Source organism: Providencia sp. PROV048 (assembly GCF_033688165.1).
Taxonomy (GTDB): Bacteria; Pseudomonadota; Gammaproteobacteria; order Enterobacterales; family Enterobacteriaceae; genus Providencia; species Providencia hangzhouensis.
Map to the genome: position 1 here is coordinate 2,335,588 of NZ_CP096360.1, position 22,832 is coordinate 2,358,419.

The window sequence follows — 22,832 nt, forward strand, 5'->3', positions numbered from 1 at the left end:
ATAGTTTCTGATTAAAAGATGCCGATTATATTAACATAAACGGCCGTAGGAATAGCAGAAAAACAAGGTGGGATTTACCTCACTCTATTAACTTCTTGCCTTTTCTCTTCAAGAAATGCAATTGCTTTTTGTATACTTCTTGTTCGTGGTGATGGCGGAAGGCTACGTAAAAAAACCTCACCATAAGGGCGAGTTACTAAACGGTTATCACAAATAACGATGACACCATAATCACTAGTGTCTCGAATTAGCCGCCCTACACCTTGCTTTAAAGTAATAACTGCATCTGGTAATTGGACATCCGAGAATGGATCTCCACCCCGTAATTCACAATCTTCGATGCGCGCTCTTAATAGCGGGTCATCAGGGGCAGTAAATGGGAGTTTATCGATAATGACACAAGTTAATTCATCACCTCGCACATCAACCCCCTCCCAAAAGCTACTAGTGGCAACTAAAACAGCATTCCCCGCAGCAATAAACTGAGATAACAGTTTGTTTTTACTGCTTTCCCCTTGCATTAGAACTGGTAATGTCAATGAAGATTTAAATTCCTCGGCCAATTCACGCATCATCAGGTGTGATGTACATAAAAAGAAGCAACGTCCCTGATTTTTTTCAATCATAGGTCGTAGCATTGTTGCCAATTTTTGTGCTAAACCTCGTTGATTGGGTTCGGGTAAAAAACGGGGAACGCATAATAAAGTTTGGCTTTGATAATCAAATGGACTGGCTAATAATAACGTTTTTGCAGTAACTAAACCTAAACGGTCAGTGAAATGGCTTAGTTTCTCATTTACTGACAACGTCGCTGATGTAAATACCCAACTGGCCGGCGTACTTGCAATCATTTCACTGAATTTATCTGCAACCGTTAAGGGGGTTAGTGCCAATAAAAAATGGCGACCATAACTTTCAAACCAATAGCTGTAACCCGCAATTGTCACATCTTTTAAACGGTTTAAACGATTTCGGTATATTGTGACGCGCTCAAAAATAGAGTCTAAGCTCTGTGAGCGACCTAACGTGGTTTTGATCACTTCGTAACAAAGTTCAAGAGAATCATCAAGGAGCGTCAACGCCCTTTGTACTTCAGGACGTTTCAGTAAGTCACGTAGATTGCCACGAAAACTGTTTTCACCCAAATTGAGCCGAAAGTCTAACGTGCTTTGCGTGAGTCTATCAGCACTTTTTTGCAGCTGAACTTGGTCTTTTAGCTCTGTTCGATAGGTCATAATCATATCGCGCGCTAGATCCAACAATTGGCGACTACTCAGTTGCTGGCCAAAATATTGGCTGGCTATATCCGGGATTTGGTGCGCTTCATCAAAAATCATGACTTCTGCTTGGGGGATTAGCTCACCAAAACCCGTATCTTTCACCACTCTATCAGCCATAAATAAATGGTGATTTACAACAACAATATCCGCTTCTAAAGCTTTGCGTCGTGCTTTTAAAACAAAACAATCTTGATAACGCGGGCAATCACTGCCAAGACAATTGTCATTCGTGCTAGTTACCAACGGCCAAACCGGGCTATCTTCAGCGATATCATGGCAAGTACTTGTATCACCTAGCTCAGATTCAATGGACCAACTGCGTAGCCTCACAACCGCTGACAATATCTCAGGTTCAAGACTACCACCACCGAGGGATTGTTGGTCTAATCGCTCTAAACATAAATAATTCGAACGCCCTTTTAGTAACGCGGTCCGTCCAGTGTAATTCATCGCATCAATAATTGTCGGTAAGTCTCGGTGATACAGTTGATCTTGTAAGGCTTTTGATCCCGTTGAAACAATGACTTTTTTTCCACTACGCAATGCAGGAACTAAATAAGCATATGTTTTTCCTGTTCCAGTACCCGCTTCCGCCACCAGCACATGCTGCTGCTCAATCGACTCGGTTACTGCATTCGACATCGTAACTTGTGCTTCTCGAGGCTGAAAACCAGGAATTGTTCTGGCTAAAAAGCCATCCGCAGAAAAATCGTCGTGCACTACATGACCTATTTATTAGGAATAATGAGGGCACACTTTACCATGAGTTTCTTAACCCTGCTTAGGTAATTATTACTTCGTTGAACAACTGATTTTCATCCAGCCTGCAAACTGTTATTCTTGAGCCACATGTATAATAAGGAATAATTATGACTATCAAACGTATTGACCCTGATAATCGTTGGTCTGAAGCTGTTATTCACAATAATGTCATTTACTACACCAGTGTGCCTGAAAACCTTGACGCTGATATTGTTGCTCAAACAGCAAACACGCTCGCGGCAATTGATGTGATGCTTGAACGTGTTGGTTCAGACAAAAGTAAAATTCTTGATGCCACCATTTTTCTTGCTGATAAAGCCGATTTTGCTGGTATGAACCAAGCATGGGATGCTTGGGTTGTTGCTGGAAGTGCGCCTGTCCGCTGTACTGTCCAAGCATTGTTGATGAAGCCAGAATATAAAGTTGAAATTAAGATTGTTGCAGCAATTGATTGATTAAACAGGTTTTGCTTTGCATAAAAATGGGCGCCAATTATTAGCGCCCATTTTATTTTGAATAGCTATAATTTGAGAATATAACCAATTACATAAATATGTGACTAGGGTTAACAAATGCAGCCAACAACGCGACAGTGCAAAATAGGTTTCCCATTCATGCTCTAAATAGTTTGCAATGTCGCTAGGCGGCAAGTGAGTTAATCCCTTGGAGCATACACTAGTATGTGACTAGGGTTAACGAATGCAGCCAACAACGCGACAGTGCAAAATAGGTTTCCCATTCATGCTCTAAATAGTTTGCAATGTCGCTAGGCGGCAAGTGAGTTAATCCCTTGGAGCATACACTAGTATGTGACTAGGGTTAACGAATGCAGCCAACAACGCGACAGTGCAAAATATGACGAGCATTACGACATCTTGATGAGAACCATGCCTAGTAGCAATAACACAATTCCTCCCCAACCTTTATAATTTAACCGTTGATTAAAAAGTATCCAACCTGCTGCTACTGTCGCGATAATCCCGAATGCTCCCCATAATGCATAGGCAATTGAAAGTTCGATTCCTTTTACTGCTTGCGCTAATGCACTGAAAGCTCCGAGTACCGCAATTAGAGAAAGAATACCTATCCAGTATCGTTTAAACCCATTCGACATTTTTAACAAAATGTTGGCTGCGATTTCTAATATGACTGCTAGGATCAAAAACGCAGCATGCCACCATTCAAAATGACTGGCCATATTACGCCTCCGACTTAGCTTCGCGTCCAACTAAAGCATTTGTTTTGGCTGCATTGACCGCGTTTTGTGTAACTTGTTTTACTTTTTGTGCAGATTGACGAACGGTGGTTTTCTTGGTGCCTGATTTAATCAGTCCAATACCGGTGATAAGTAATACTAACCCCCCAATTTTCATCGGTGATAGCGTTTCTCCAAACCACATGACACTAAATGTTGTGATAAAAAGGATACCGATACCTTCCCATAGTGCATAGGCGACACCTAATGCCACTTTTTTAACTGCAACAGCAAGTAAAATGTATGATGTTGCTATCATCACATACATCACGACCATACCAGTAAAATCACCACTGACGCTGGCATGTTTCATTGATAGTGTACCGATAACTTCAGTTACGATAGCTAATACTAAAAATATCCAGTAAATCATTATAATATCTCTCTATATACAGCCACGTAATAGTCTATTTTTTGTACAGATAAAAAATACAGATTACTATTGCGTAGTTGTTGAAAATTCAAATAAATAACAACGTGTTGCTGAGTTTATTCAGCGAAATGAATAATCGAGAGAGACGCTATAATGCACCACACCAGTAGTGTTCACTGGAAAGGATAGCTGAAAGGAAAAGCCTGTGTGTCGTTCTTTTTTGGGACTTGCTGATCTTGCCGCTAGTTGAGCTAAGCATGATATCTTATTCTTTTCATCAGGTAGACATCTACCCAATTTACTCCGAACCCTCATGTTGATAGTTAATTTCAGTTTATTTTTAACATGCCAAATTTTTTAAGTCAATGAATATAAACATTTTTTGCATTGAATAAAAATATGCATAACTATTCATTAATATGCTAATCAACCCTTTAGCTATCAACTATTGCGCGAATAAACAAGCGATGATGATAAATTTTTCACTGGAATTATTTTATAAAAAAATCTCTTTTTTCCACTTTTTATACTCTCATCACGCCTTAATTAAGCTATTCGATTTTTAACATTGACAACCTGATTGAACAAGCTTCTTATAGTAGCTATATGATTGTAATATGCCGAAGAGAGAGCCATGAACGCCTTTAGCCTTACCTCCAATAGTTTCCAAAATTCCACTGATGCAACGCCATTACCTTATGATGTTGTTTCAATTCAGTCACAAGTTATTTATGGCAGTGTTGGAAATAGTATTGCCGTTCCAGCCCTGACAAAACAAGGTTTACGTGTTGCGGCAGTACCTACTGTAGTACTCAGTAATACGCCTCATTATACAACTTGCTATGGTGGTGAGTTGCCTGGTGAGTGGTTTCGTGGTTATTTAAACGGTTTTGTTGAGCGGGGTAGCTTAAATTCTGTAAGAGCTATTTTGACTGGTTATCTAGGTTCCCCAGAAAAAGCCCAAGACTTAGCAAACTGGTTAACTCTAGTTCGTAAAGAAAGAACGGCACTACCGGTTATTGTTGACCCAGTCATGGGAGATGAAGACAGCGGTTTTTATATTCCACCCGAAATTGCCGAGGTATACCGCAATAAAGTCATTCCTTTAGCTACAGGTATTATTCCAAACAAATTCGAGCTCATGACGTTAAGTGGCAAACAAGTCCATAACTTGGATGATGCTACGGCTGCAGCCCGTAGCTTATTAAAGGGAAATACACAGTGGGTAATCATCACAAGTGCTTTCCAGCCTGATGACGACAACATTGAAGTCGTTTGTGTTACCCAAGATAACGTGGCCGTAATCCGCCACAAACGTTACCCTGTCACACCAAAAGGAACGGGGGATTTATTTGGCGCTGAACTCACCGCTCAGTTATTAGCGGGACTATCCGTTCCTGATGCCGCTAAAATGGCATGTTTACGCATCGAGCAAGCGATTATTCATATGGCAGCGACAGGACGTAGCGAATTAATCCTTTAATATCCTATGTAGCCATACCTAACAACATGATAAACATAGATAAATGGCGGGATCACCCCGCCATTTTAGTCAATATACCACCTAATATTTCAAATATTGATAATATTATTCAAACTCATTCCATGAACGGCCATCGCGTGCGATCATCGCAACAGATGCAATCGGCCCCCAAGTCCCTGCTTGATATGGCTTAGGCGCTTCATTGTCCATTGCCCATGCATCTATAATAGAATCAACAAATTTCCATGCTTCTTCTACTTCATCACGGCGAACAAACAGTGCTTGAATGCCGCGCATTGCTTCAAGCAATAAACGTTCATAGGCGTCAGCAAGGTGAGTTTGGTTGAAAGTTTCGGAGAAACTTAAATCCAATTTAGTGGTTTGTAAACGGTGTTTATGATCAAGGCCTGGTGCCTTATTCATAATTTCAATATCAATCCCTTCGTCTGGCTGCAAACGGATAGTTAATTTATTCTGAGGTAGATCTTGATAACTTTCCGAGAAAATATTTAACGCGGGCTTTTTAAAATAAACCACAACTTCTGAACATTTAGCCGGTAGGCGTTTCCCTGTACGTAAATAGAAAGGCACGCCCGCCCAACGCCAGTCATCAATATCAACACGCAAAGCAACGAATGACTCAGTCATACTTTGCTTATTCGCCCCCTCTTCCTCTAGATATCCAGGGACTTTTTTGCCCTGAACAAAACCAGAGGTATATTGCCCACGTACAGCCTTTTCACGCACATTTGTATGGTCGATACGACGTAAAGAACGTAAGACTTTCACTTTTTCATCGCGAATACGGTCAGTGGTTAAATCTGCCGGTGGTGACATGGCAATCATCGTTAAGATTTGCAATAAGTGGTTTTGTACCATATCACGCATTTGGCCTGCTTGGTCGAAATATCCCCAACGACCTTCGATTCCTACTTCTTCTGCAACCGTGATTTGGACATGATCAATAGTGCGGTTGTCCCAGTTATTGATAAATAACGAGTTTGCAAAACGCAATGCGAGTAAGTTTAAAACGGTTTCTTTACCAAGATAGTGGTCAATACGATAGACTTGGCTTTCATCAAAATACTTAGCCACTTCATTATTAATTTCTTGTGACGACGCTAAATCCGTTCCCAGTGGTTTTTCCATGACAACGCGATTTGGCTTTTTATTTAATTTAGCATGACCCAACCCTTGACACATAGCACCAAAAGTACTCGGTGGCATAGCAAAGTAATGGATAGCGGGTTGTGCATCTTGTTTTAACATTTCAGCTAAACGCACAAAACTTTCAGTCTGGTTAACGTCTAAGTTACAAAAATCCAAGCGAGCGCTTAGTTTTTCCCACAATGCTGAATCGAGATCTTCTTTTAAGAACTTATCTAACGCTTCTTTGACAAAGTGGACATAATCATCTTGACTCCATTCAGCACGACCAACACCAATAATGCGCGTGTCTGGATGAATGTAACCTGCTTTTTCTAACTGATAAAGCGATGGCAGCAGCTTACGACGAGCGAGGTCTCCCTTGGTGCCAAAAATAATTAAGTCACAAGCTTGAGCAGCATTATGTACCGCCATATTGGTTCTCCTCAATTTGCGGAATGTAAGACCTAACTAGGATAGGCCTTATTGTAATTTTGTTAAAATTAGCCCTAATTCCGCTAATGTACCCTGTTGCTAGTGCCCAGTAAATGTTCATGATACCGACCACAGTTTTTATGATGAAAAAAACAACATATTGTCTGTTTGATCTTATGTTACACACTGAATAATTTTTAGTGTATTAAAAAGATGCGATTTAACTGAATGGAGACAGCTTCCGTAAAAAAATAACAAAATAGGTAGGATGTTTACTATTCTGAAAATTAGATACGGGTCAAAGTTTCATAAAAAGCTACTACTTATCACCTGTATTCAGATAGCTTACATATCATACATAGTATATTTTCACTTTCTATTACGACATCACAGCAAGAAATTTAAAATCAATAATAGGATAACGTGATGACTCAAAAATTTCTCCTTTCGATGAAATAGGCGCTTTTGCTATATGAATATTTTAGAACAAATGAAGACAAGTCTCGATTTTTTAAGTAAATCAGAAAAAAAGGTGGCTGAGGTTATTCTAGGTATGCCACAAAATGCCATTCATCTCAGTATCGCCACACTCGCGCAATTAGCTGATGTTAGCGAACCAACAGTAAACCGATTTTGTCGAAAAATGGATACGAAAGGATTCCCTGATTTTAAATTACGATTAGCACAAAACTTAGCCAACGGCACCCCCTATATTAACCGCCATATAGAAGAAACCGATACAGTAAATACCTATACTCATAAGATTTTTGAATCTGCTATGGCTGGATTAGATAATGTAAAACACACATTAGATATCAGTGCAATTAATCGTGCTGTTGATTTATTAACTCAAGCTCGGAAAATCAGTTTTTTTGGCTTTGGCGCCTCTGCAGCTGTCGCGCACGACGCAATGAATAAGTTTTTCCGCTTTAATATTCCTGTCATATACTTCGATGATATTGTCATGCAACGTATGAGCTGTATCAATAGTAATGAAGGAGATGTTATTGTGCTCATTTCCCATACAGGAAGAACCAAAGCATTAGTTGATATGGCACGTTTAGCACGGGAAAACGATGCCACCGTCATAGCAATTACCTCAGAAAACTCTCCGCTATCCCAAGCCGCTACCCTACCTATCATTATTGATGTGCCTGAAGATACAGATATCTACATGCCGATGGTATCAAGAATGGCTCAGCTCGCAGTCATTGACGTATTAACAACGGGTTTTACGTTAAGAAGAGGTGAAAAATTTAGAGATAACTTGAAGCGCGTCAAAGAAGCATTACGTGATTCGCGGTTTGATAGCATCTAAAGGCAATAAATTGGCTGTATAAATGCTTTTCTTTGCTTTTCAGGCTTTAATAGTTTTACAGACCTGATAGCATTAAGAAATTGGCTGTATATAATAGCTGTGCTCGTGTCAGCATCCCTATTTGCAGTAAACAGGTTTCGAAATGGAGTGAAATGGTTTCACTCTTTTATCAACACCATTACAGGTCAACGGAGTAATACATGTCTAGACGGCTTAGAAGAACTAAAATTGTTACAACTCTTGGTCCAGCTACAGATCGCGATAATAACCTTGAAAAAATTATCAACGCTGGCGCCAACGTTGTTCGCCTTAACTTCTCCCACGGAACTCCAGAAGACCATCTATTACGTGCGAACAAAGTACGTGAGATTGCCGCTCGTTTAGGACGTCACGTTGCGATCCTCGGTGATTTGCAAGGTCCTAAAATTCGTGTTTCCACTTTTAAAGATGGCAAAGTTTTCCTAAATATTGGTGATAAATTCATTCTTGATGCCAATTTAGGTAAAGGTGAAGGCTGCCAAGAGAAAGTAGGTATCGATTATAAAGGCTTACCTGCCGATGTCGTTCCAGGTGATATTTTGCTTCTTGATGATGGTCGAGTACAATTGAAAGTCCTTGAAGTCAAAGGGTTACAGGTATTTACTGAAGTTACTGTTGGTGGTCAACTATCTAACAATAAAGGTATTAATAAACTCGGTGGCGGTCTTTCAGCTGAAGCATTAACAGAAAAAGACAAAGAAGATATAAAAACTGCTGCAAAAATTAATGTTGATTATTTAGCTGTTTCATTCCCTCGCTCAGGTGAAGATTTAGATTATGCACGCCGATTGGCTCGTGATGCGGGTTGTGAATGCCAAATTGTTGCTAAAGTAGAACGTGCAGAAGCCGTTGCCAATGATGAGGTGATGGATGAAGTTATTCTCGCTTCTGATGTCGTTATGGTTGCTCGTGGTGACCTCGGAGTGGAAATTGGCGACCCTGAATTAGTCGCTGTCCAGAAAAAATTGATCCGCCGCTCTCGCCAATTAAACCGTGTTGTTATAACCGCAACACAAATGATGGAATCGATGATCACTAACCCAATGCCAACGCGAGCCGAAGTCATGGACGTTGCGAATGCGGTGTTGGATGGTACTGATGCCGTTATGCTTTCTGCTGAAACCGCTGCAGGCCAGTACCCAGCAGAAACGGTAGCCGCGATGGCGCAGGTTTGTTTTGGCGCAGAAAAAATGCCGGGCCTAAATGTGTCTAAACACCGTTTAGATGCGGAGTTTAATAGCCCTGAAGAAGCAATTGCAATGTCAACAATGTATGCTGCTAACCATCTTAAAGGGGTTAAAGCTATCATAGCAATGACTGAGTCTGGCCGTACTGCTCGTATGATGTCTCGGATCAGCTCTGGTTTACCTATTTTTGCCATGTCTCGTCATGAAAAAACCCTTAATCAATGTTCTCTCTATCGTGGTGTTACACCTGTTTTCTGTAGCACCCATACAGATGGTATTGCGGCTGCCAATGAAGCTGTCACGCGTTTACGTGATAACGGCTATTTAATGAGTGGTGACGTGGTTCTTGTCACCCAAGGTGACTTAATGGGTACTGTAGGTAGCACGAATACTTGTCGTATTCTAGAAGTTGAATAATCTTTTAGCCCTCGCCTATGGGTGGGGGCTTTCCTTTATATTGAAACGCTATCTAACTTAAAAAAGAATTAACACAAGAAAGTATAGCTCTGCATCACTTGCGTAAAATAATAAAGAGAAAATAGCATTTAATGATATTGTAGGTTAAATTGTAGCGTACCATTCGCTTTCCCAGCTGTCGTTGCAGATTGAGTTTGGATATACGCGGCTTCCAACGGAATGTTGTATTGCCCTATGTCATTTTTATTGGTGAGCGGTATTAATTGATTAAGCTTAATGGGTATACCGTTGTGCTTTACTTGGATGGCATAACCTTTCGCTGTATTTTCATCGCCTAAATTATTAAGTGCGATTGCCCCTGGTGTTTGACTTGAATCTTGAGTTCCAATAAACGTAATTTTTATCGGAGATATAGGGTCACAATCTAATTCAATTTGAAAATTTTGCTTGCTCTCAGAACTCGTTGAACCAACACCTGTAAAGGACAATTTACTAACGTTACCGAATAGTACGTCTATTGACTTATTTTTGACTTCACAACCACTCGAAATAACATTGATTGGCCCCATATTTACTTTGGGTTCGAACCTCCCATATAAATCTGTAGTAATGAAACCATTGTGGAATAAAATCAACATCGCAGCATTAGATATTGGTAAAGTTTGGCTTTTAACATTATTACCAACTTTATAAAAATCTGCCCTTAATTTTACAGTATACGTTGCTGAAGATGCATTAGAGCCACATATAAATCTATTATTATTATTTCCATCTTTCGTATTTACCCCATCAACATATGCAAAACCAGAGCAAGGGCTCATTACTGTACCATGCAAAGTATAACCAACGCCTGAACTATTAATTTCTCTAACATAACCTATACCCGGAATATACCTTGAATTTCCTGGTTCGATTGGTATATAAATTCCAACTTCTGTATTACCCGTCACATTCCACCACGTCCATGGAGAGTGGGTTCCTAAATCAATAGAACCAATAAAAGTACCTACTGGTAAAGTTCGTGATACATAAAGTGTTTTATTCGGATTAACTAATTGGCTGGTAAATTCAGCCCTAAATTCAGCAGCCCCGAATTGTGAATATAAAAGGAACGAAATACCTATTTTTAGACCTAAATTTTTCATGATAACTCCTATTCACAAACTCGTTCTATAAACTGAATTTTTTCATTCTCTAATGATAATAAAAGTGGAACTGTACATTGTTGATTATTACCGTTGCCCCATTTCACTATTATCTTGCTTTGCTCTGGAACGCCACTTAAATAAACTTCCCCATCATTTGCAACAATACCGCCTGTAACTTGTTCCTCACTTTCCATAACAGAAACTTGAGTACCAAATGCAATTGCTTTTCCCGCATACTTGAGTTTTAATAAAACTCTAGCACCCCGTTTTGCTTGGAAATTAGCTAATACAATCGCACCTTGAGTAGGAACGACTGTCGTTGTATTAATCGCAACATCATTATTGCCACTTAATGTTGCAGTATCGACACTAATTTTATTTCGTTCATAACGAGTCACTGTGGGAATTACTGCATAACCTGACGAATTAGTGTAAAGTGATTGCGCGTTATTTACTTTTAAATTGTCTATATCTTCTGCTTTAACGAGCACTGCAGAATCATAGATAGTACGAGAGGTCGTTAACCCGCCAGAATGCAATAATAGTGCTCCCGTTGCACTGAAATCGATAGCATGATATTTAGGGTCATAGTTATAACCCAAACTGTATTCTCCTGATGAAACTATATAGTTTGCACTAACGGAACTGCTAAATTCATTACGGCTATGGTTATGTCTTTGCGTAAGGTTATACTGCAAATTATTATCTACTAATTGCATACCATTAAAACTTAATGAGCTAATCGAATCTCCATTTTTGCTGGTACTATAGCTATAGTTAGCCCAATTATTTTTTCGACCCAAATCAAAAGGAATACTCAAATTGAATGACAGCATTTGGTCATTTGTTTTTGAATAGTCTTGTTTAATATAAGAATAAGCAACGCTGTAATTCAATGAATTATAATTAGAGCTAAAACTCATTGTTAAACTTTTATCACAACCACTTTTGTCCCAATAATATTGCTGGTAACCATTCACCGATAAATAACCGATTTCGTCAAGTGACTGAGAGACTGATGCTTGAAACTGTTGTTTTTTTCGCCCCATATTATAAAGATAATTATTCAAATCAGAAAAATCATAATAGTTTTTTGTTGAGTAACGATATGACGCCAAAGAAAAAGAAGTGCCTGTATTTGGAATGTATTTCGAATATTGAATTCGATACGCTTGCCCTTTCGCACTCTTTTTATCAATCAATTGTACCGATGCTTCTGTAATATCTGTTGATATCGCGCCAATATTGCCTAAATTTACTCCAGCACCTATTGTGTAGGCTTGATAGTCTTGAGAAACTAAGAAACCTCCATAAACGGATAAGTTATATGGCAAGCCGTAAATTGCTGATGCTTGCGCAAAATTAGGTTTACGTCGTGCACCATCAACATTATATTTACCAATATCTACGCTATATTTTAATGTGCCGGCTCTTTGCATCATTGGCACTGCAGAGAAAGGCTGAACAAAAGACCTTACCGTGCCATTAGCTTCTTCAATTGTGACCTCAAGATCACCACTATATGACGTTGGATACAAATCATTAATCGCAAACCTACCCGGCGGCACGGTGGTTTGATAAATCACGTTGCCATTTTGGCTGATAGTAACAATCGCGTTTGATTGTACAAGACCAGTCACTGTAGGTGCAAAACCCCTTTCACTTTGAGGTAACATACTTTCATCAGATACTAGCTTCACTCCAAGATAAGGGGTGCTCTCTATTACGCCATTATCAGAGGATATTTCACCAATCGTTAAGCGGCTTTTTAAGCTACGAATATCACGTTCTACATAAGTTTGTAGATTATTCCAATTCGTTTCATATGTCGTTTTACTGTAGGTACTATGATTACGGAAACGCCAAGCGCCCATATTAATACCACTTCTTAAACCTAAGAACGAATTATCGCTATTATTCTTATTTTGGTACCAATGTTTATTAAACCGAACTGTGTAGTTAACAAATGTAGCGGTGATTCCATCGTCCCATTCCTTTGGTTCAATATAGCCTCTACTCGTATTTTCTAATCCAATTTGTGGGATACTAATTTGTAATTGTTGGGTTTCAAATCTGTATTGATAATTAGCACTAGGAATAATTTTACTAATGTCATTCAAATATTCGTCCTCTCCACTTGCTGAAAACTTTTCACTTGCTGAGTTTTTCACACCCCAGTTTAGCAGCATTTTTTTTGTTATTTCAGGAGATAATTTTTTAGCTTTATCATCAAATAAAAACCTTATATTCTTGTTATCAACCAATTTATCATTTATATAGATATCAACAAAATAATCTCCTGGCAATTGCCCTCCCGCAGATGATAGGTAGCCTAAACTATTTATATCTGCGACTTGGTTTTCCATTCCGGAATTAATTGCATTAATATCAAAAATATCTTTAGCAATTGTATTATTGATATAAAATATTAAGCTAATCGCAGTAAAAACATTAGAATACATAAGCGTATTTTTTTTACAAAAAACTGGCATCTTAGAGACTCTTATTTGGTTTTTTCTCTATAATAGCGCCATAGTCATTGATAAATTGAACAACTATTGAGTCACCATTATTTATTTTTTTCTTAATGATATAGTCATTTTTGAATGGATATATTAAACTAGCACCGTCAATAACCCTGCCATTTTCAAGGATATTTTTGATTGATAAGTGATATGGAGTTTGGTTATCAATCATAATCCCATCTGGTTTCTCAACTAAAAAAATTTTTTTAAAGTCGAATGGCTCTATATCTTTCGACCTTAAAAATAATTTAAACTGTGAATTTATGATTATCTGTAGTTCATTCTCAATACTATTATTTTTTGGTGGTATTGATTTGATATTAAGCAAATAAATTTGTTCAGTATTTGAACCGATAGACTCACCTATATAAGAAATTCTAGCTGAACCATTTGTATCTGGCTCAATACGAAATAATGGTGGTATGGCAATAAATGGTGCTTTCCCCTCTCCGCCAAATGGTGATACCCAGCTTTGAATTAAAAAAGGTTTTTCTTTATCACTATTGAAAATAGGAATATCAATTTCACGTTTATTTTCTTCATAGACAAAACGTGTTCCACCTACACTAATCCCTGAGGCTTGAGAGGTGCTAGTTATAGAAAAAAAACATATACAGATTGAAAAAAATATTTTTTTCATAAAACAACCATTATATTGAAATAAGAAGGAGAGTAACCATTGTCACTCTCCAATTAGTTAATGATATTGAATACTGTATACTGCACTGCTATTAGCAGGCCCTGCAGTTACTACACCAGTCGCTTTATAACGAGCAACATAGTCTAAGTCTACTGTTGTACCATCGAATTCAATTTGTTTTGAATCTTCAAACAACTTAATTTGCGTTATTGCATCTTTTTCAAATAAAGCAACACCGACATTATTTGCAACGCCTACAGCTTGGTTAATTGCAAGAATATCGTTGTCTGCGGTATCACGTGTGCCACCGAAGCGCACAGTTACTTTGGAGTTTGTTGGACAATCAACAAGTTTAATAGTGAAGTCTTTTAAACCCGCCACTTCTCCTTGTGCGGCTAAACTTTTAGCTGATACCTTTCCAAGGTCAACATTTAAATTTTTTGAGTTGCTATCAACTGTACAAGCTATATCAGTTATTTCCCCAGTAAAGTTAATTGTACCTGAAGCAAAAACAGTTGGCGTAGATGTTACAGCTAAAGTAACCCCTATTACAGTTAGGGATTTTTTTAGAATACTCATAATAGTTCCTATAATATAGATTTTTAATTATTAATTACTACATAAACAAATAAATCACTCATATTTTTAGTGCAGAAGAAATATATCATCTACCTTTAGTTAAGTTAACCAATGGATACATTGAATTTTTTAAAATTGCATCTAAAATATTAATGTTTTGTTTTTATCATTTATGAACTAGCTCTTTTATTTAGATTTTTTATTAACAGCTAGATAGTTTTTTAAAATTTCATTTGCCATTGAGCTTTTATTTATATACATATAAAAATTATAGAACGACTTTTTATTTACTATTTTCAGCTCTTTTAATGAATTATTATTTAATTCTTTCTGGATTAAATTTTTCGGCAACCATAAATAACCAACCGAATTTTCGGCTAATTTAATTGCTAATTCCACATTAGAAATATGGATAGTTTGGATGCTTTTGATCCCATTCATACCTGTAAGCTTCAAAGAAATTGAGGCTGTTTTTTCCATTATTTTCAGTATATTGTCAACTGAACAATGTTGCAGCTTATGATTTGGGTTGGTTACAAGCACCGCTTCAACCTGTTCAAGAAATATGGGATTTAACGACTCAATGTAATGATGAGTAATTAGTAAATCATAATTTTTAATTGTAAAAACATCTGATTTTCTTAGTGAAATCTTCTTAAGATCAATATCATAGTCCTTTCTAGAGCAGCTTAGCTCTCCAATTTTTTTAAGTATTTCATCACTTTGATATAGCGAATCTATAACTATATTAATTTTATTATTTCCCTCATAATTTAATGACTTGGCAACCTCTTCTAATGAAATCGCTTTATTTGTTACTTCTCTTGATAACGCTAATAACTGTTCTCCTTGTTTAGTTAATACTGCACGACGTTTTTCTAAAGAAAATATTTCAATTTCTAATGTTTGCTCTAATTTACTGATGGTATAACTAATTGATGATTGTGTTCTATGCAGAATTTCTGCCGCTTGAGCAAATCCACCATAATCCACAACCGCCTGTAAGGTTATCCATTGGTCTAACGTAGTTCGGGTTTTAACCATAGAGTTTCCAAATATTAATCTGAGAGATATTTTTATTATCAATTTTACATACCACTCCTTATTTATGCATATATTTAAAAATTTTTAAGTTATTTATTTTGATATATCGGTGATCATTTTTAATAGGAATGTTTTTAGATGTAGAGATATCAGTTTTCTTATATTTTTTAAAAGATTAATACAAATAATTAAAAACAGACTTATAATAAACCCAATAAATACAAAAACAAATTAAATAGCTATACACTATTAATAATCGTATCCAGTTTTTCAAAATTATGGGCCATAAAGTGTATATTTCTATAATGTGCACACTTTTAGATAAAAAAAGCCATTACTAAAAAGTAATGGCTTTCAATAATTACGCTGACGAAGAAACTAACGGTAAAGATCTTTTCGCTGATAAGGTTCTATTTCTCCCTCTTTTCGCGTTTTTAATAGCTTTAGTATCCATGTGTATTGTTCTAAGTTCGGGGAAACCAGATATTCCAGCTCCTCATTCATTCTTCGTGCAATATACTTATCGTCCTTACCATCGATATCATCCATTGGTTCACGGATAAAAATATGCAATTGATGCGTTTTATGGTCATAAACGGGAAATAGTGGCACAACTTTCGCTTTACAAACTTTCATTAACCTACCGATTGCAGGTAATGTTGCCTTATATGTACCAAAAAAATCAACAAATTCGCTATGCTCCTCACCATGATCTTGGTCTGGAAGATAAAACCCCCAATATCCTTGTCTAACAGAAGCAATAAAAGGCTTAATACCCGCTTCTCTTGAATGCAAGCGCCCCCCGAAATGGTATCTCGCTTTATTCCATAAATAATCTGCAACTGGGTTCTTTTGGTGATGAAACATTGCAGCCATTTTCTGGCCTTTTGCTGCTAATAACATCGCTGGTGCATCAACGGCCCAGCCATGAGGAACCATAAAAATAACATTGCTTTGCTGCTGTTTTAAGCGCTCTATAATTTCTTGATTATGCCAATGCGTTCTAGCTAGCGTTTTACTTGCACCACGAAGACATAGCTCTGCCAACATAACAAAAGACTGTGGTGCGGTTTCAAACATACGATCAACTAATTCTTCTCGTTGTTGTTCTGTCAATTTAGGAAAACAATAAAGTAAGTTAATTTTGGCACGACGACGGCCACTTTTAGCCAATCGCCCAACCCATTTTCCTATTTTAGCGAGTAAAGGGTCACGGATTTTAACCGGAATGAAAGCCAATCCTGCCAAAATACCCGCTCCTAACCATACCCCCCAATATTTAGGTAATAGATAAGAACGGTGAAAAGTTGGCATATAGCCTTTTTTACTATCAGTGTCTTGATCTCTATTCATGCTGTACTCAAGTGAATATTAGCTATCTCTCTATAGCTTATAATAATAGTTTGCGGGAGCATTACAAAGAAAACTGGCAGATACAAGTACCTGCCAGCGATAAAATAGAAACTTACGTTACTGTAGTTTAAGTTGTGGTTTCGTTTCTTTTACTAGCGCTAAATATTCTTTACGTTCTTTTCCTGTTAAGCCACCAGAACTTGGTAATTTCGCAGTAAGTGGATTTACTGCTTGTTGATTCACCCACATTTCAAAATGTAGATGAGGCCCGGTCGAACGCCCAGTATTACCTGATAGCGCAATTCTATCACCACGCTTAACTTTTTGCCCAGGCTTAACTAACAATTGGCGTAAGTGCATGTAACGAGTGGTGTATTGACGCCCATGACGGATAGCAATAAAGTTGCCTGCAGCGCCGCTGTATTTTGAAACAATCACTTCACCATCACCAACAGCAAGTACTGGCGTGCCAACAGGCATTGCGAAATCCACACCTTTATGCGGTGCTACACGCCCAGTAACTGGGTTAACTCGCCGAGGATTGAATTGTGAAGACACTCTAAACTGTTTAGCGGTTGGAAAACGTAAGAAACCGCGTTCTAAGCCATTCCCTTCGCTATCATAATAGCGCCCATCTTCAGCACGAAAAGCATAATAGCTTTTTCCATTAGTTTGCAGACGAACACCAATGAGTTGGCTCTGCTCACTGCGCCCGTTAAGCATTTCTCTGCTCATTAACACACTGAATTTATCGCCTTTTTTCAATTTTTTGAAATCAACCTGCCATTGTAAAGCTTTAATCACCTCACGGCCTTCATTACGTGTTAAGCCCGCTTTGCTTGTACTTTGTGCAAACGAACCGTCAACCGTACCTTTTAAAACACTGTTAGTCCATTCACCTTCGCGAATTTGCTTAGTTTCTTCAAATTTATTTGTCGTTCCTACGCGGGTAAAAATACGGGTCTCACGGCGAGAAACATCCCAAGTCAATGATTCTAACTCACCCTGTTCTGTTAATGACCAATTTAAGGATTGGCCTATTTTAAGGTTTCTCAATGACTTATGTTGGTTAGATAGCGTTGCAACATCCCCAGCTTCAATACCGAATTGAGTTAAAATAGTCGTTAAGTTATCACCACTTGCAACAACATATTCATGGGGGAGAGGCGCAGCTTCTCCCCCTGTCTCTATTGCTTCAGCTTCGGTATCAGCAAGGCCTTCATCAGGTAGCTGTTCACTACTGTCTTGAATTATATCGTCGGTAGCATCACTTGCAGGTAATAATGAGAGCGGTATGATGGTATCCGGTGTGCCATCATTTTCAGTTGTCGTTGGTACATGAACTGGCCGCCAAATTGCGACGGCCATAGTCGCTACAGTGAGCGTACTTAATACAATCTTATGTGTTCTAGACAGGCTACCATATACCTGAACCAGACTCTTGGCCATTTGCTGCACTTAAACAATTCCTTCTATTTTTAATCCAGGCAGCTGGCGTATTGCTCTGATAATTGAGTCAAAAACTTCATGTAGCTATCCGGCCCTATAGCCAGCCCAATCCCTAATGGGTCGAGAGTTCCCATTTTCACCCCCGTATTACGTGCTACACTTTCAATCACAGCAGGCCTGAATTGTGGCTCAGCAAAAACACATTGCGCTTTATGCTCAACCAATTGTGTTCGTATTTGATGTAATTTTTGCGCGCCTGGCTGTATTTCTGGGTTTATCGTAAAATGCCCTAAAGGAGCGAGTTGATAGTGTTTTTCAAAGTAGCCATAAGCATCGTGAAAAACGAAATAACCCTTGTTTCTAGCTGGCTGCAAAATCTTAGCAATTTTCTGATCATTTTGCGCCATATTTTCTTTGAATTTACGAAGGTTTACGTCTAGCTTATCTTTTTGGTCAGGATAAAGCTCTACTAAGCGTCCATAAATGTCTTGCGCAGCAAAATTTGCGATCTCTGGTGATAACCAAACGTGCATATTATACTCACCATGATGATGATGTTCGTGATCCCTGTCATGGTTAGCTTCATCTCCATGTTCATGGTCGTGTTCATCTTCATGTGACTCCGCCATAAGTAGTGGCTTAATGTTTTTCTGCTCAGCCAATGCTAGGCGTTTATTCTGTGGTAATGTATTGATTGGCTTCTGTAAAAACATTTCCATATCAGGTCCAACCCATACGAATAGATCAGCCTGTTTAATTTTTTTCAAATCAGAGGGTTTAAGTGCATAATCATGAGGTGAAGCACCATCTGGTAATAAAACTTGTGTCTCAGTGACACCGTCTGCAATCCCTGCGGCAATAAAGGCCAGAGGGCGAATTGACGTTACAACATCAGCATTAGCAGTTGATACCATAGTTGCACTTAATATGGAGGTCGCCACCGCCCCGAAAAGAAATTTGCAGGCAATGTTTTTCGATTTATGTATCATAGCAGTCTTTTTCCGTGATTTTGATTTTGAAATGTTATAATATAACACAAAATGAATTCTGCAAGATGTTTTTCATATGCAACCATTACTGACTTTAAATAAAATTTCTGTTTCATTTGGTGAAAAACAGGTCCTTAACGATGTTACCTTTGAACTGAATAAAGGTGATATCGTAACCCTTTTAGGCCCAAATGGCGCTGGAAAATCAACTATTGTACGTGTTGTACTCGGGTTACTTGCCCCTACATCAGGTACCATTACGCGTCCCTCTTCTCTTGCTATTGGCTATGTTCCACAAAAACTTCATCTGGATACCACGCTACCTCTTACTGTTAAACGTTTTATGTTATTAAAGCTCGGTGCTCGTAAAGAGCATTTGTTACCTGCACTCGAAAGAGTCAAAGCAACGCATTTACTCGAGCAACCGATGCAAAAATTATCAGGCGGTGAAACTCAACGTGTTTTACTGGCTCGCGCCCTACTCAATAAACCTGACCTGTTAGTGCTCGACGAACCCGCTCAAGGTGTTGATATTACAGGCCAAGTTGCACTATATGATTTAATTAATCAATTAAGAACTGAGCTTAATTGTGCTGTATTAATGGTTTCCCATGACTTACATCTCGTGATGGCAAAAACAGATAAAGTACTTTGCATTAACGGCCATATTTGCTGTTCTGGCGCGCCAGACGTTGTTTCAAACCACCCTGAGTTTGTGGCAATGTTTGGTTATCGGGGTGCTCAACAACTCGGTGTATACCGTCATCAACATAATCATCAACATGATTTAGAAGGCAATATTATTGTTGGTCACCAACACAGCAAGGACTGCAAACATGATTGAGTTACTATTACCCGGCTGGGTTGCAGGCATGCTACTTGCCATTGCGGCAGGTCCTTTAGGCTCTTTTGTTGTGTGGCGCCGAATGTCCTATTTTGGCGATACACTAGCTCATGCTTCATTGCTAGGCGTCGCATTTGGGCTTCTATTAAATATCAACCCATTCTATGCTGTTATTGCTGTCACTTTGTTATTGGCCTTAATTTTAGTTTGGCTAGAAAAGCGGCCACAACTTGCTGTTGATACTCTACTGGGTATTATGGCGCACAGTTCACTGTCTTTAGGTTTAGTCGTTGTTAGCTTGATGGCTAATGTCCGTGTTGACCTAATGGCTTACTTATTTGGTGACTTACTCTCAGTAAGCTATGAAGATATTATAACGATTTTTATTGGTGTTATTGTCGTTTGCGGGTTGCTTTTTTATCGTTGGCGGGCACTTTTGTCGATAACAGTTAGCCCTGAACTTGCTTTTGTTGATGGGATTAATATTCAAAGACTGCGTTTATTACTAATGTTAGTTACCGCACTAACAATTGGTATCGCTATGAAATTTGTTGGGGCGTTAATTATTACGTCTTTATTGATTATACCTGCAGCAACGGCTCGGCGTTTTGCTCGAACACCTGAGCAAATGGCTTTCATCGCTGTCTTAATTGGTATGATTGCTGTAACCGGGGGGCTAACTTTCTCTGCTTTCTACGATACTCCTGCTGGGCCGTCAGTTGTGTTGGTGTCGGCTATACTATTTGTACTTAGCTTAGTAATAAAAGCGAAAAATTAATTTAAGCTTTAAGCTACATAATTTCAGTCATTACATACTATTTTTAATGTAAATGACCCCAACATTGAAAACAATGTTGGGGCCATATTTATTCATTTAATATAATTAAATTTCTTTAGGCGTTAAGCCAAAGTGGTTATACGCATGAACCGTCGCCATTCGACCTCTAGGGGTACGCTGAATAAAACCTTGCTGGATAAGATAAGGCTCTAAAACATCCTCTATGGTTTCACGCTCCTCCCCAATCGCTGCTGCGAGGTTATCAACACCAACAGGACCACCCATAAATTTATCAATGATAGCAACTAGAAGCTTTCTATCTAAATAATCAAAACCTGCAGCATCGACATTTAACATGTCCAAAGCTTGGTTAGCAATTAGCCCATCAATCGAACCATCACCTTTCACCTGAGCAAAATCCCGCACACGACGTAACAAACGGTTAGTGATACGTGGAGTTCCCCTTGAACGCATCGCAACTTGTAGCGCACCTTCTTCGGTGATATCTAACCCCATATATTGGGCACTACGTTTGACAATATGTTGTAAATCATCAACTTGATAAAATTCTAGCCGTTGCACAATACCAAAGCGATCACGTAATGGTGATGTGAGCGACCCTGCCCGAGTCGTTGCACCAATTAATGTGAAAGGCGGGAGATCAATTTTAATCGAGCGCGCTGCAGGCCCTTCACCTATCATGATATCGAGTTGGTAATCTTCCATTGCGGGATAAAGTATTTCCTCAACAACTGGGGATAATCGATGGATTTCATCAATAAATAGGACATCATGGGGCTCTAAATTAGTTAGCATGGCAGCTAAATCGCCTGCTTTTTCTAATACGGGCCCTGAAGTTGTACGCAGATTAACACCGAGTTCATTTGCAACAATCCCTGCTAGAGTTGTTTTTCCTAACCCTGGAGGGCCAAAGATGAGCAGGTGGTCAAGCGCATCGCCTCGCATTTTCGCTGCTTGAATAAATATTTCCATTTGGTCTTTAACCTGAGGCTGACCAATATACTCATTCAATAGCTTTGGCCTGATCGCACGGTCAATAGCTTCTTCATCTGACTGTAATACTTCAGCAGTTATTAGGCGATCGGCTTCAATCATATTAAAATTCTCTCAATCAAAGTGCGGCACGAAGGGCATCACGGATCAATGTTTCAGAATCGCTATCCGGTTTTGCGACTTTACTCACCATACGGCTTGCTTCTTGTGGTTTATACCCTAAAGCAATCAGTGCGGCTGCGGCTTCCGCTTCGATATCAGCCATATTTGGTACTTTGCTATTTACACTTGGCAGATTAATATCGCTATTTTGATTAAATAAATCCCCATTGAGGCCTTTGAAGCGGTCTTTCATTTCGACCACTAAACGTTCTGCGGTTTTCTTACCAATTCCAGGTAATTTAACCAGTGATGCTATAGCTTCTTGTTCGATAGCGGAAACAAATTGTTGAGCAGACATACCGGATAAAATCGCGAGGGCTAATTTGGGGCCAACACCATTTACTTTGATCAGCTCTTTAAATAATGCCCTTTCTTGCTTATCATTAAACCCATATAGTAATTGAGCATCTTCACGAACAACAAAGTGAGTGAACACAATCGCTTCTTGACCAATTTCGGGCAACTCATAGAAACAAGTCATTGGCATATGGACTTCATAACCAACACCTTGTAGTTCTAATAATACGATTGGAGGTTGCTTTTCTAAAACAATACCACGTAAACGACCTATCACATTGAAGCCCTCTATTGCTATCTAAACCCTGAACATAC

Annotated in this window: 20 protein-coding genes; 6 read left to right on the forward strand and 14 right to left on the reverse strand. The window is 38.6% G+C overall.

All coding sequences use genetic code 11. The annotated features are described in order from the left end of the window. Nucleotides 1-74: 74 nt before the first annotated feature. Nucleotides 75-2,000, reverse strand: coding sequence for an ATP-dependent DNA helicase (locus M1F26_RS10215; protein ID WP_140172430.1), 1,926 nt, complete (start codon nt 1,998-2,000; stop codon nt 75-77). Between the two features lie 149 nt (nt 2,001-2,149). On the opposite strand from M1F26_RS10215, the gene M1F26_RS10220 reads away from it, so the two are divergent. After that, a complete protein-coding gene (locus M1F26_RS10220) occupies nt 2,150-2,497 on the forward strand; it encodes a RidA family protein (protein ID WP_004254978.1) in 348 nt (115 codons plus the stop codon). Between the two features lie 410 nt (nt 2,498-2,907). Here M1F26_RS10220 and mdtI read toward each other — a convergent pair whose 3' ends face one another. Together mdtI and mdtJ are read right to left on the reverse strand one after the other, a co-directional pair. After that, nucleotides 2,908-3,240, reverse strand: a complete 333-nt coding sequence (gene mdtI, locus M1F26_RS10225) for a multidrug/spermidine efflux SMR transporter subunit MdtI (protein ID WP_004254980.1) — start codon at nt 3,238-3,240, stop codon at nt 2,908-2,910. Nucleotide 3,241: 1 nt separating this feature from the next. Next, nucleotides 3,242-3,670 carry a multidrug/spermidine efflux SMR transporter subunit MdtJ gene (gene mdtJ, locus M1F26_RS10230; protein WP_004254982.1) on the reverse strand — a complete coding sequence of 143 codons (429 nt, stop codon included), beginning with the start codon at nt 3,668-3,670 and terminating at the stop codon, nt 3,242-3,244. A 634-nt stretch (nt 3,671-4,304) separates the two neighbouring features. Between mdtJ and pdxK the strand changes: the two genes are divergently transcribed. Beyond that, nucleotides 4,305-5,153 carry a pyridoxine/pyridoxal/pyridoxamine kinase gene (gene pdxK, locus M1F26_RS10235; protein ID WP_140172429.1) on the forward strand — a complete coding sequence of 283 codons (849 nt, stop codon included), beginning with the start codon at nt 4,305-4,307 and terminating at the stop codon, nt 5,151-5,153. A gap of 105 nt (nt 5,154-5,258) precedes the next feature. Here pdxK and zwf read toward each other — a convergent pair whose 3' ends face one another. Next, nucleotides 5,259-6,734 (reverse strand): glucose-6-phosphate dehydrogenase, encoded by a 1,476-nt coding sequence (gene zwf / locus M1F26_RS10240; protein ID WP_004254987.1) that lies wholly within the window; start codon nt 6,732-6,734, stop codon nt 5,259-5,261. Between the two features lie 472 nt (nt 6,735-7,206). Between zwf and M1F26_RS10245 the strand changes: the two genes are divergently transcribed. After that, entirely contained in the window at nt 7,207-8,052 is an 846-nt protein-coding gene (locus tag M1F26_RS10245; RefSeq protein WP_140172428.1) for a MurR/RpiR family transcriptional regulator, read from the forward strand. 200 nt (nt 8,053-8,252) lie between these two features. Next, a complete protein-coding gene (gene pyk / locus M1F26_RS10250) occupies nt 8,253-9,695 on the forward strand; it encodes a pyruvate kinase (protein ID WP_094962974.1) in 1,443 nt (480 codons plus the stop codon). A gap of 128 nt (nt 9,696-9,823) precedes the next feature. Here the strand turns inward: pyk and M1F26_RS10255 are convergent, their stop codons facing one another. The 8 genes from M1F26_RS10255 to znuA all read right to left on the reverse strand — a co-directional run bounded on the left by M1F26_RS10255 (nt 9,824) and on the right by znuA (nt 19,422). Then, nucleotides 9,824-10,840 carry a fimbrial protein gene (locus M1F26_RS10255; RefSeq protein WP_318837564.1) on the reverse strand — a complete coding sequence of 339 codons (1,017 nt, stop codon included), beginning with the start codon at nt 10,838-10,840 and terminating at the stop codon, nt 9,824-9,826. Between the two features lie 8 nt (nt 10,841-10,848). Then, on the reverse strand, nt 10,849-13,335 hold the full coding sequence (locus tag M1F26_RS10260; protein ID WP_200129130.1) for a fimbria/pilus outer membrane usher protein: 2,487 nt from the start codon (nt 13,333-13,335) through the stop codon (nt 10,849-10,851). Nucleotide 13,336: 1 nt separating this feature from the next. Then, nucleotides 13,337-14,008, reverse strand: a complete 672-nt coding sequence (locus M1F26_RS10265) for a molecular chaperone (protein ID WP_200129131.1) — start codon at nt 14,006-14,008, stop codon at nt 13,337-13,339. A gap of 57 nt (nt 14,009-14,065) precedes the next feature. Beyond that, nucleotides 14,066-14,587 carry a fimbrial protein gene (locus M1F26_RS10270; protein ID WP_094962970.1) on the reverse strand — a complete coding sequence of 174 codons (522 nt, stop codon included), beginning with the start codon at nt 14,585-14,587 and terminating at the stop codon, nt 14,066-14,068. Nucleotides 14,588-14,773: 186 nt separating this feature from the next. Then, a complete protein-coding gene (locus tag M1F26_RS10275) occupies nt 14,774-15,631 on the reverse strand; it encodes a LysR family transcriptional regulator (RefSeq protein WP_140172424.1) in 858 nt (285 codons plus the stop codon). 378 nt (nt 15,632-16,009) lie between these two features. Next, nucleotides 16,010-16,984 (reverse strand): lauroyl-Kdo(2)-lipid IV(A) myristoyltransferase, encoded by a 975-nt coding sequence (gene lpxM, locus M1F26_RS10280; protein ID WP_140172423.1) that lies wholly within the window; start codon nt 16,982-16,984, stop codon nt 16,010-16,012. A gap of 117 nt (nt 16,985-17,101) precedes the next feature. Continuing rightward, nucleotides 17,102-18,442: a murein DD-endopeptidase MepM gene (gene mepM / locus M1F26_RS10285; protein ID WP_140172422.1), complete on the reverse strand. Its 1,341-nt coding sequence runs from the start codon at nt 18,440-18,442 to the stop codon at nt 17,102-17,104. Nucleotides 18,443-18,462: 20 nt separating this feature from the next. Then, nucleotides 18,463-19,422 carry a zinc ABC transporter substrate-binding protein ZnuA gene (gene znuA / locus M1F26_RS10290; protein ID WP_140172421.1) on the reverse strand — a complete coding sequence of 320 codons (960 nt, stop codon included), beginning with the start codon at nt 19,420-19,422 and terminating at the stop codon, nt 18,463-18,465. Nucleotides 19,423-19,498: 76 nt separating this feature from the next. Between znuA and znuC the strand changes: the two genes are divergently transcribed. Together znuC and znuB are read left to right on the forward strand one after the other, a co-directional pair. Next, complete coding sequence (znuC, locus tag M1F26_RS10295) at nt 19,499-20,266, forward strand: zinc ABC transporter ATP-binding protein ZnuC (protein WP_004255015.1); 768 nt, start codon at nt 19,499-19,501, stop codon at nt 20,264-20,266. After that, a complete protein-coding gene (gene znuB / locus M1F26_RS10300) occupies nt 20,259-21,044 on the forward strand; it encodes a zinc ABC transporter permease subunit ZnuB (RefSeq protein WP_140172420.1) in 786 nt (261 codons plus the stop codon). The genes znuC and znuB overlap by 8 nt, the downstream gene beginning before the upstream one ends. 105 nt (nt 21,045-21,149) lie before the next feature. Here znuB and ruvB read toward each other — a convergent pair whose 3' ends face one another. Then, nucleotides 21,150-22,160: a Holliday junction branch migration DNA helicase RuvB gene (ruvB, locus tag M1F26_RS10305; protein ID WP_004255021.1), complete on the reverse strand. Its 1,011-nt coding sequence runs from the start codon at nt 22,158-22,160 to the stop codon at nt 21,150-21,152. A 16-nt stretch (nt 22,161-22,176) separates the two neighbouring features. Continuing rightward, nucleotides 22,177-22,794 (reverse strand): Holliday junction branch migration protein RuvA, encoded by a 618-nt coding sequence (ruvA, locus tag M1F26_RS10310; protein WP_004255023.1) that lies wholly within the window; start codon nt 22,792-22,794, stop codon nt 22,177-22,179. Nucleotides 22,795-22,832: the final 38 nt, after the last annotated feature.